Raw genomic sequence first — 9,789 nt, 5'->3', positions numbered from 1 at the left:
CCGTCCGCGCGGCGGCAAGCCGGGCGGCAAACCCGGCGGACGTCCCGGCGGCCCGCGCCCGTCTGGCCCGCGCTCTGGCGGCGACCGTCCGTCCGGCGGCGGCAAGCCCCGCGGCCCCGGCGGCCCGCGCGGACGCTCGTAAGTCTCCATGCGGATCGTCGCCGGACAGTTCAGGGGCCGGGCCATCGTGGCGCCGGAAGGGCAGGGCACCCGCCCCACCTCCGACCGCGCGCGACAGGCCGTGTTCAATGTGATCGAGCATGCCGCGTGGGGCCGTAATCTGGACGGTGGACGGGTCATCGACCTGTTCGCCGGCTCGGGCGCCCTGGGGTTCGAGGCCCTGTCGCGGGGCGCGGCCTTCGCCCTGTTCGTGGAGACCGACGACGGGGCGCGCGGCGCCATCCGCGACAACATGGAGGCGTTCGGCCTGTTCGGCGTCTGCCGGGTGCATCGGCGCAGCGCGACGGATCTGGGCGTGCGGCCGGGCTCGGCGGGCGAGGCGTTCGATGTGGCCTTCCTCGATCCGCCCTATGGCCAGGGTCTGGGCGAACAGGCGCTGGCCCGTCTGATCGAGGGAAGCTGGCTGGCCCCCGGCGCCCTGGTGATCCTCGAGCGCGGATCGGACGAGCCGGAGATCGACACGCCCGGCTATGAGCGCCTGGACGCCCGCGACTACGGCGCGGCGCGGGTGCTGTTTCTGAGAGTCGCGGGCGGCGCATAACCGGGCTAGGCTCGCCCCATGATCAACCGCCGCACCCTCATGACCGCCGCCGGGGCCGCAGCCCTCGCGCCCACCGCCGCTCACGCCCAGCGCGGGCCGTTCTGGGATGAACGTGCGCCCATGCCCTGGGCCATTCAGGAAATCTACGCCGCCGCCTGGGGCGAGCGGATAATCACGGCCGGCGGGCTGGCCATGACGCCCGAGGGTTTTCACGTCAGCGACCGCACCGCCATCTATGACACCCGCCAGGATGCGTGGGAGGAAGGCCCGCGCCTGCCCGAGGCCCGCCACCACCCGATGATCGTGGTGGCCGACGGCAAGCCGTATGCGCTGGGCGGCTATCGCCGCAGCGCGCAGGGCGACTGGACCTCCACCACCGACATCTGGGTGCTGGACGGGGACTGGGCGCCCGCCGGGGCCATGCCCGCGCCGCAGGCGGAGACGGTGGGCGTCGAGTACGCGGGCCGTATCCACCTGATCGGCGGCCGGGCGCCGCACGGCGCCGCCGACGGCGGCTGGAATGATCAGGGCGACATCGCCGCGCACCGAATTTTCGACCCGCGCGGCGGTCAGTGGGACGAGGCCGCGCCCCTGCCCATGGCGCGCAACAGCGCCGCCGCCTGCGTCATGGACGGCGCCATCTGGGTGGCGGGCGGGCGCACCGTGTCGGGCGGCGGCACGGGACGGCTGGACCGTTACGACGCCGTGCGGGATCGCTGGGACACGCTGGCGCCCATCCCGCCGTCGCCCGCCACGGGCCGTCAGGTGGGCGGCGGCCTGGCCGTGGGAACGCTGGGCGGGCGGTTGATCGCCTTCGGCGGCGAGTGGTTCGGGTCGGACAACACCGCGCGGCAGGGCGGGGTGTTCGCAGAGACCTGGATCTACGATCCCATTCGCGACGCCTGGAGCGAGGGGCCGCCCATGCCCACGCCCCGGCACGGTCTGGCGGCGGCGGTCGTGGGCTCGGCGCTCTACGCCATCGCCGGCGGGGCGGTGGTGGGCGGGGGGCGGGCCAGCCCGGCGCTGGAGGCGTTCACCCTCGCCTGAGCCAAACCTTTCCGAACTTTAATGTTCGGCGAATTGCACGCGCCCGACGCCCTGATAGGGTCTCTGCTTCCACAGGTTTGGGGGTAACGCGCATGCGTCGTGTTCTGGCTCTTCTATCCGCCGTGCTTCTGGTCGCGCCAGGCGCGGCCCTGGCGCAAACATCCACGGAGGCGGCGCCGGTCTCGGAACTGGTCGAACGGGTCGATATCCCGTACGAGCGCTTCACACTCGACAACGGCCTGACCGTCGTGGTCCACGAGGACCGCAAGGCGCCGGTGGTGGCGGTGTCCATCTGGTACAATGTGGGCTCCAAGGACGAGCCTCAGGGCCAGACCGGCTTCGCGCACCTGTTCGAGCACCTGATGTTCGCCGGATCCGAAAACGCGCCGGGCAGCTATTTCAACTATGTGCGCGGCATGGGCGCCACCGATCTGAACGGCACCACCTGGTTCGACCGCACCAACTATTTCCAGACGGTGCCGACCCCGGCGCTGGAGCAGGCCCTGTATCTGGAAAGCGACCGCATGGGGCACCTGCTGGGCGCCGTGAGCCAGGAGCGCCTGGATAACCAGCGCGGCGTGGTCCAGAACGAGAAGCGTCAGGGCGACAACCAGCCGTACGGCCTGGTCTATTACCAGATGCTGGAGGACCTGTTCCCCGAGGGTCACCCCTACCGCCACTCCACCATCGGCTCCATGGCCGATCTGGACGCCGCGTCCATGGACGACGTGCGCCAGTGGTTCACCGACAACTACGGCCCCAACAACGCGGTGCTGGTGCTGGCCGGCGACATCGACGTCGCCACCGCCCGCACGCTGGTCGAACGCTATTTCGGCGGCATCCCGGCCGGCCCCGTCAACACGCCGGCCGAGGCCGACGTCCCGACCCTGGACGCGCCCATCAGCCGTGTGATGCAGGATCGCGTCGCCAATGTGCGCCTGTACCGCACCTGGATCGTGCCCGGCATGCTGGACGAGGACGCCATCCCCCTGAGCGTCGCCGGTTCGGTCCTGGGCGGACTGGCCAGCTCGCGTCTGGACAATGAACTGGTGCGCGGCGACCAGACCGCCACCTCGGTCTCGGCCTCCATGCAGGCCTTCCAGCGGGTGGGCATGTTCAGCGTCGTCGTGAACGTCAAGCCGGGCGAGGACGCCGATGCGGTGTCCCAGCGTCTGGACGCCATCATGGCTGACTTCATCGCCAACGGCCCCTCGGCCGAAGAGGTGCAGCGCGTGGCCACCAATCAGGTTGCGAACCGCATCTACGGACTGGAGCAGGTCGGCGGCTTCGGCGGCAAGGCCGTCGCCCTGGCCGAGGGCCAGCTGTACGCAGGCGATCCCTCCTTCTACCGCCGACAGCTGGAATCCTATGCGGCGGTGACGCCCCAGGCGGTGACCGCGGCCATGCAGCGCTGGCTGACCCGTCCGGTCTGGTCCATGCGCGTGGAGCCCGGCGAGCGCGAGCCCTATGTGGAGGCCGCACGCGATCCGTCCGGCGCCGCGCCTTCGGCCGCGCCGCAGGACTATACGCCGACGCCGCGTGATCCGATGCCGCAGATCGCGGAGGTCCAGAATCTGGACTTCCCCGAGATCGAACGGGCCACCCTGTCGAACGGCGTCGAGGTGGTCTATTCCCGCGCCGAAACCGTCCCGGCCGTCCGGGTGGCGGTGGAATTCGACGCCGGTCTGGCCGCTGATCCGGCGGACGCCCTGGGCACCCAGCGCCTGATGCTGGACCTGCTGACCGAGGGCACCGAGAGCCTGAACTCCACCGAGCTGGCCGAGGCGCGCGAGCGTCTGGGCGCCTCGATCAACGCCGGCTCTTCGCTGGACCGCACCTTCGTCAGCCTGGGCGCGGTCACGCCGAACCTGGAGCCGTCGCTGGACCTGCTGGCCGATGTGGTCATGAACCCCGCCTTCGATCCGGCCGAGGTGGAGCGCCTGCGCGCCACCCAGCTGGCCGCCATCGCCAGCGAACTGACCCAGCCGGGCGGCCTCGGCGGCCGCGTCACGCCGGTGGTGCTGTTCGGCGAGGATCACCCCTATGGCCGTCCCTACAGCGGTCTGGGCGATCCCGACACGGTGCGCGCCATCACCCGCGATGATCTGGTCGATTTCCACCAGACCTGGATCCGTCCGGACAACGCGCGAATCTATGTGACCGGAGATGTGCCGCTGGCGACCCTGGTTCCGATGCTGGAGGCCCGCTTCGGGTCGTGGGCGACGCCGTCCACACCGCGCGGCGTCAAGAATTTCGACGTCGCCACCCCCGCTCCGCAGCCCCGCGTGGTGCTGGTCAACCGGCCCCAGTCGCCCCAGTCCATCATCTTCGGCGGCACGATCCTGCCGGTGACGGGCCAGGACGACACCCTGGTGCTGGAAACCGCCAACGAGGTGCTGGGCGCCAGCTTCCTGTCGCGCATCAACACCGAGCTGCGTGAAGTGAGGGGCTGGTCCTACGGAGCGTCCGCCTCGATCAGCAACCGGGAGCATCAGGTCCCCTACCTGTTCCAGGCGCCGGTTCAGGCGGACCGCACGGGCGATTCCATCGCCGCCATGATCGAGCAGTTCAACATCTTCCTGACCGAGAACGGCGTCACCGAAGAGGAGCTGACCCGCACGATCAACGGACGCACCCGCCAGCTGGCCGGTCAGTTCGAGACGTCCAGCGCCGTGCTGTCGGCCATGCGCTCCAACGCCCTGTACGGCCGTCCCGACAACTACTGGGAGACGGTGGCCGGTCGTTACAACGCCCTGACCGCCGAGGAACTGGACGCCGCCGCCCGCGCCGTCATCGACCCCTCGCGCTTCGTGTGGGTTGTGGTCGGCGACGCCGAGGTGGTGCGGCCCCAGCTGGAGCAGCTGGGCCTGCCCGTCGAGGAAGTGACCGTCGGCGAATAATCGTCGTCGTCACCTGAGAGAATGGCCCGGTCGCCTCGGCGGCCGGGCCTTTTTCTTGTCTGCGGCCACGCTTGGCGCCCGTCGACCATGACGCTTCAATGGCGGCTTCAGTGAAAGGCTCTCCCATGCGCACCCTCCTCGCCCTGCTTTTGACCGCCGCCGCCGCGCCTGTGATGGCCCAATGTCCCGCAGACGCCGATGTCCTGACCGTGAACCGACCGCTGGACGCGGCACGGGCCGCAGTCGCTGATGGACGCCTGACCGTTCTGGCCATGGGGTCGTCCAGCATCGAGGGCGTGGGCGCCTCCGCGCCCGAGCTGAGCTTCGTTCCCCTGCTGGAGCGCGGACTGGAGGCGCGCCTGCCCGGTGTCGAGGTCACCGTGGTCAATCGCGGCATCGGCGGCGAGAACGCGGGCCAGACCGCCGGACGCTTCCCCGCCGAGATCGAGGCGGCCGATCCCGACCTGATCCTGTGGCAACTGGGCGCCAACGACGTGCTGCAGAACCGGACCGAGGACGCCTTCCTGACCGACTTCCGGGCCGGCCAGGACCTGCTGGCGGAGCACGACGCGGACGTGATCGTGATCGATTCCCAGCGGGTGCCGGAGGACCGGGATCTGGACTTCATCCGGGGCCGCAATCCGGCGCTGGGCGCCTTCGCCGCCCTGACGGCGCTGGAGGCCGGGCGGGTGGGCTACGGGGTGTTTCACCGGTTCGAGACCATGGCCGGCTGGAGCGAGCTGGACGACGGCGGGGTGGGGCCGGACGGGCTGCATCTGAACGACGCGGGCTACGCCTGCTGGGCGGAGCTGACGGCCGAAAGCCTGGCCGGCGCCCTGCGTTGACCCCTCGATGTAAACGTTTACTTTGAGGCCCGGAAACGCACACGGACAAGAAAAACAATGGCGAACGTCACGCTCGAAGGGGTCAGGAAGAACTTCGGAACCACCGAGGTCATCCGGGGTGTGGACCTGACCATCGAGGACGGCGAGTTCGTGGTCTTCGTGGGGCCTTCGGGCTGCGGCAAGTCCACCCTGCTGCGCCTGATCGCGGGGCTGGAGGATCTGACCGGCGGCGACATCCTGATCGGCGACCGCAACGTCAGCGGCGCGGCCCCGGCGGACCGGGGCATCGCCATGGTGTTCCAGTCCTACGCCCTTTATCCGCACATGACCGTGCGCCAGAACATGGGTTTCGGCCTCAAACTGGCTAAGACCGACAAGGGCGAGATCGAGCGCCGTGTGAACGCGGCGGCCCAGGTGCTGAACATCACCGATTATCTGGACCGCAAGCCCAAGCAGCTTTCGGGCGGCCAGCGCCAGCGCGTCGCCATCGGCCGGGCCATTGTGCGCGAGCCCCAGGTCTTCCTGTTCGACGAGCCGCTGTCGAATCTGGACGCCGCCCTGCGCGTGCGCATGCGCTATGAGTTCGCGCGCCTGCACGGCGAGCTGAAGACCACCATGATCTACGTCACCCACGATCAGGTGGAGGCCATGACCCTGGCCGACCGCATCGTGGTGCTGTCGGCGGGGCGCATCGAGCAGGTGGGCGCGCCCATGGACCTGTACGAACACCCGGACAATCTGTTCGTGGCCGGCTTCATCGGCAGCCCGCGCATGAACTTCCTCAAGGCCGAGGTGGTGGAGGCGTCAGCCGGCGGGGCGGTTGTCCGCACGGCGGCGGGCGAGACCCTGACCGTGGCGGTGGACGCCGCGCGCGCGAAGCCGGGCGACTCCGTCACCCTGGGCGTGCGTCCCGAGCATCTGACCCTGACGGGCGAGGAGAACGCCCTGTCCGCCCAGGCGGATTTCGTGGAGACCCTGGGCCACGCCACCTATGCCTATCTGGCCCATGGCGCGGCCGAGGAAGGCCTGACCTGCCAGCTGCCGGGGGACGTGCGGCCCAGGGCGGGCGAGGCCCTGACGGTCCACGCGCCCCGCGGCCTGAGCCACCTGTTCGACGCGGACGGCAAGGCTTTCAGACGGCTAGCGTGAGATCCGCACGCGTTCGGCGCCTGAGGGCACGGACAGATTCAACCCGTCCCAAGCGGCGGCTTCGCCGTCGATGGTTGTAGGGCCCGGCGCGGGCGCATCCGGCGGCCACGACAGGATGAACCCGGCGGGCGGCGCCGCGTCGCCGTCCAGCGTCAGGGTCCAGCCGCCCTGCGACGGCGCCAGGGCCCAGGTCACGGACCCGTAGGGCGTGCGGACATCGGTGACGCCCACGCCCGCCGGGTCGTCCAGCCAGCGGCCCGGGACGCCCGCCGCCAGCACCAGCGCGCCCTCGCGGTCATGGACGAACAGATCCAGCGCCGAGCGGATGTAGTCCGAACTGATCCACGCATGGGGCATGTCGCCGATGAAGCGCGGCTCGCGCTTGTCGCGCACCACCACCTCGGCCCAGCCGTTCCAGGCGCGCGGGCGAACATCGGCGAAGAAGAAGTCCAGCGCCGCCAGCGCCCGCTCCCGCTGCCCCAGCCGCACGAAGGCGCCGACGTTGCGAAGCTCATAGGGGGTGTAGTCGTCCCAGTCGCGGCGGTTCTCGATCCGCTGTTCGAACTCGGTCCAGTAGCGCTCGAAGGTGTTGGCCAGAAGCACGGGATCCAGTCGGTCCTGCTCCCCGCCCGGCGACAGGCCGATGGTGGTGGAGGTGGGATCGAAGTCCCCCCGGTCCGCGGCCCCGGCGATGACGTCGATGCCGTGGTGCTCGGCCGTGGCGCGGATGGAGGCGTGGATGTCCGCCGCGAATTCATCCCGCGCCGCCGCGATGCGGGCCGCCGCCTCCGTCTCGCCCAGCGCCTCTGCGATGAACACGGCGTCCTTATAGCCCAGCAGACCCCAGAAATCGTCCCAGTAGGAATAGGCCGGCTGGTCCGAATAGCCCTCGTGGCTGATGGTGGGGGGCAGCAGGCCGTACAGATGCCGCCGCTCCGGCGTCTGGTTCTCGGCCGTGCGCTCCGAGGCGCGCAGTTGGTCCATATAGCCGATGGCGCCGCGCACCTGCGGCCACACCGAGCGCAGCAGCTCCAGGTCGCCGCCATATCGATACGTCTCTGCGGCCAGGAAGATGAACTCCCCGTGGCTGTCGTTCTCGGGCACCGGGTCGGCCCCGCGCGCGTCCACGCAGCACGGCACCTTGCCGTCGCTGAAGATGTAGGGCGTGAACCAGCGCAGATAGTCTTCGGATACATCGACCCAGCCCAGCCGGTTCAGCCCTTCGGCGATCATGGCGCCGTCGCGGATCCACGAGCGATTATAGGACCGGGTGCCCGGCTTCAGGTTCGGTCCGTCCCGCGACATCAGGATGTGCGCCAGCGACGACCGCATGACGTCGACGATGCGCTGACCCTCGTCTGGCACGGTGATGTGGAACCGGTCCAGCTTCTCGCGCCAGACGGCGGCGGTGCGCTGCTCCACGCCGCCCAGCACCGCCTCGGGCGCGCCGGTCAGGGCGGGCAGCTCACCCTCCAGCGGCGCGGCCCAGCCGACCACGCGGCTTTCGCCGGGCGCCAGGGTCACGCGCCAGGTCATGGCCGCGGCGGCCAGCCCCGTGTCGTCCTGAACCGAATGGGACGCCTGGCGACCCGAGGCGATCAGGCTCTGGGGATCGGCGCCCGCGTCGAAGATGGCGGCCGTCACTGCGTCCGGCGCCGACAGGGGCGTCACGGCGAAGGCCTCGCCCAGGCTCAGCCGCCGTCCATCCCAGTCGATGCGCTCGACCGGGCTGACCCCGCCCGGCGTGGACAGGAACTGCACCGGGCCGTTCACCTGCAATGGCCGGGCCGACAGCGCCAGGGTCAGGTCCAGCATCCGGTTGGAGGTGTTGGTCAGCACATAGCGGCCGTACAGGGCGGCCTGCTCCGGCGCGCCCTCGGCCATGGCGGTGACGTCCAGCGTCCAGTCCTCGGCCGTCCAGCGCACCGACGGGATGGGCAGATAATCGTCCATCAGGCTCTGGGTCACGCCCACGTCGGCCCAGGTGATCAGCCGGCCGTTCTCAACCACGAAGGGCTCCACCGACGGCCCGCCGCGACCCAGCTCGATGGCGCCGTCCTCGCCCATCAGGCCGCTGTCGCCGCCGCCGTCCACGCCCACCAGCGTCCAGTAGGGCTGCTCGCCGTGGAAGCCGCGCGGATAAAGGCCCCGCCGCGCCTCATGGGCCACCGCCGTGACGAAGCTGGTGGCGTCCTCGCCGAAGCTGAGGGGTTCGATCTGGATCTCGTTCAGGGCGTAGGCCTCGCCCGGCCCCTCCATCAGCTCCAGCCGCAGCCAGCGCGCGGCGGTCTCCGTCAGCAGGATGGGGTCGGCGCCGCCGTTCCCTTCGGTCACGTCACGGAGGCGGGTCCAGCGTTCGCCATCCGACGAGGTGGAAAGGGCGTACCGGCTCGCGTACTCGTCCCCGGCCCAGCGCAGGGTCACGCCGCCGAACTCGCGTTCGTAACCAAGGTCCAGCGTCAGGCTCTGGGCGCCGCCCGTCGACGTGCGCCACGGCGTCTCTGCATCGCCGTCCACCGCCTGACCGGCCGCGAACACCCCGTCCTCGGACGACGCCGAGGCGATGGGGCGGGGCGGCGACGACGGCTCGGGCGGCAGTTCGCGCAGGGTCAGCTGATCCACTTCGATGAAGCCCACGCCGCCCTCGCCCGCCGCGATGACGAACTCGATGCGCTCCGATCCGCGATAGACGGGATCCGGGTTCGGCCCCCACGCCTTGACGATGTGACGGCGACGGATGGTGACCAGGGTCCAGTCGTCCGGGGCCTCCCAGCGGGTGACCTGGCGCCAGTGCACATTGTCCACCGAGGCGTCGGTGAACTTCACCTCGAAGGTGTTGGCCGGCCCCGCGCCGCGCACCCAGAAGCTGATCTCGTAGTTGGCGGGCGGATCGATGACGAGCGGGCGCGCCGCGAAGGCGTAGCCCGATACGCCATTGAAGTCATAGTCCAGCCGCAGGGCCTGTCCCTCGACGCCCTCCACCTGGCTGACCCGGGCGCTGATGTCGGTGGAGGCGTCGGCGCTCCAGGCCGAGATGTCCTCGAAGTCGTCCAGCACGGTGGTCTGCGCCAGGGCGGCGCCGGGCAGGATCAGGGCGAACAGGGCGATCAGCAGGCGGGTCAGCATG

The 9,789-nt window shown here is 70.4% G+C and carries 6 protein-coding genes; 5 read left to right on the top strand and 1 reads right to left on the bottom strand.

The window, feature by feature from the left end; all coding sequences use genetic code 11:
- Nucleotides 1-148: 148 nt before the first annotated feature.
- From rsmD to ACI8U3_RS13780, 5 genes are all read left to right on the top strand, one after another.
- Nucleotides 149-721: a 16S rRNA (guanine(966)-N(2))-methyltransferase RsmD gene (gene rsmD, locus ACI8U3_RS13800; protein WP_415015444.1), complete on the top strand. Its 573-nt coding sequence runs from the start codon at nt 149-151 to the stop codon at nt 719-721.
- Between the two features lie 18 nt (nt 722-739).
- On the top strand, nt 740-1,768 hold the full coding sequence (locus tag ACI8U3_RS13795) for a Kelch repeat-containing protein (RefSeq protein WP_415015443.1): 1,029 nt from the start codon (nt 740-742) through the stop codon (nt 1,766-1,768).
- A 92-nt stretch (nt 1,769-1,860) separates the two neighbouring features.
- Nucleotides 1,861-4,668: a M16 family metallopeptidase gene (locus ACI8U3_RS13790; RefSeq protein ID WP_415015442.1), complete on the top strand. Its 2,808-nt coding sequence runs from the start codon at nt 1,861-1,863 to the stop codon at nt 4,666-4,668.
- A 125-nt stretch (nt 4,669-4,793) separates the two neighbouring features.
- On the top strand, nt 4,794-5,513 hold the full coding sequence (locus ACI8U3_RS13785) for an SGNH/GDSL hydrolase family protein (protein ID WP_415015441.1): 720 nt from the start codon (nt 4,794-4,796) through the stop codon (nt 5,511-5,513).
- A gap of 57 nt (nt 5,514-5,570) precedes the next feature.
- Nucleotides 5,571-6,662: an ABC transporter ATP-binding protein gene (locus ACI8U3_RS13780; protein ID WP_415015440.1), complete on the top strand. Its 1,092-nt coding sequence runs from the start codon at nt 5,571-5,573 to the stop codon at nt 6,660-6,662.
- Here the strand turns inward: ACI8U3_RS13780 and ACI8U3_RS13775 are convergent.
- A complete protein-coding gene (locus tag ACI8U3_RS13775) occupies nt 6,654-9,788 on the bottom strand; it encodes a discoidin domain-containing protein (protein WP_415015439.1) in 3,135 nt (1,044 codons plus the stop codon). The genes ACI8U3_RS13780 and ACI8U3_RS13775 overlap by 9 nt on opposite strands.
- Between the last annotated feature and the right edge of the window lies 1 nt (nt 9,789).

The organism is Brevundimonas sp. (assembly GCF_047617075.1).
GTDB lineage: Bacteria > Pseudomonadota > Alphaproteobacteria > Caulobacterales > Caulobacteraceae > Brevundimonas.
Note: the sequence above shows the minus strand (reverse complement) of the source record. Positions and strands in the feature narration are given on the sequence as shown.

Coding starts and splice junctions, on each gene's coding strand:
- rsmD (WP_415015444.1), top strand. CDS start 149: ATGCGGATCGTCGCCGGACAGTTCAGGGGCCGGGCCATCGTGGCGCCG.
- ACI8U3_RS13795 (WP_415015443.1), top strand. CDS start 740: ATGATCAACCGCCGCACCCTCATGACCGCCGCCGGGGCCGCAGCCCTC.
- ACI8U3_RS13790 (WP_415015442.1), top strand. CDS start 1,861: ATGCGTCGTGTTCTGGCTCTTCTATCCGCCGTGCTTCTGGTCGCGCCA.
- ACI8U3_RS13785 (WP_415015441.1), top strand. CDS start 4,794: ATGCGCACCCTCCTCGCCCTGCTTTTGACCGCCGCCGCCGCGCCTGTG.
- ACI8U3_RS13780 (WP_415015440.1), top strand. CDS start 5,571: ATGGCGAACGTCACGCTCGAAGGGGTCAGGAAGAACTTCGGAACCACC.
- ACI8U3_RS13775 (WP_415015439.1), bottom strand. CDS start 9,788: ATGCTGACCCGCCTGCTGATCGCCCTGTTCGCCCTGATCCTGCCCGGC.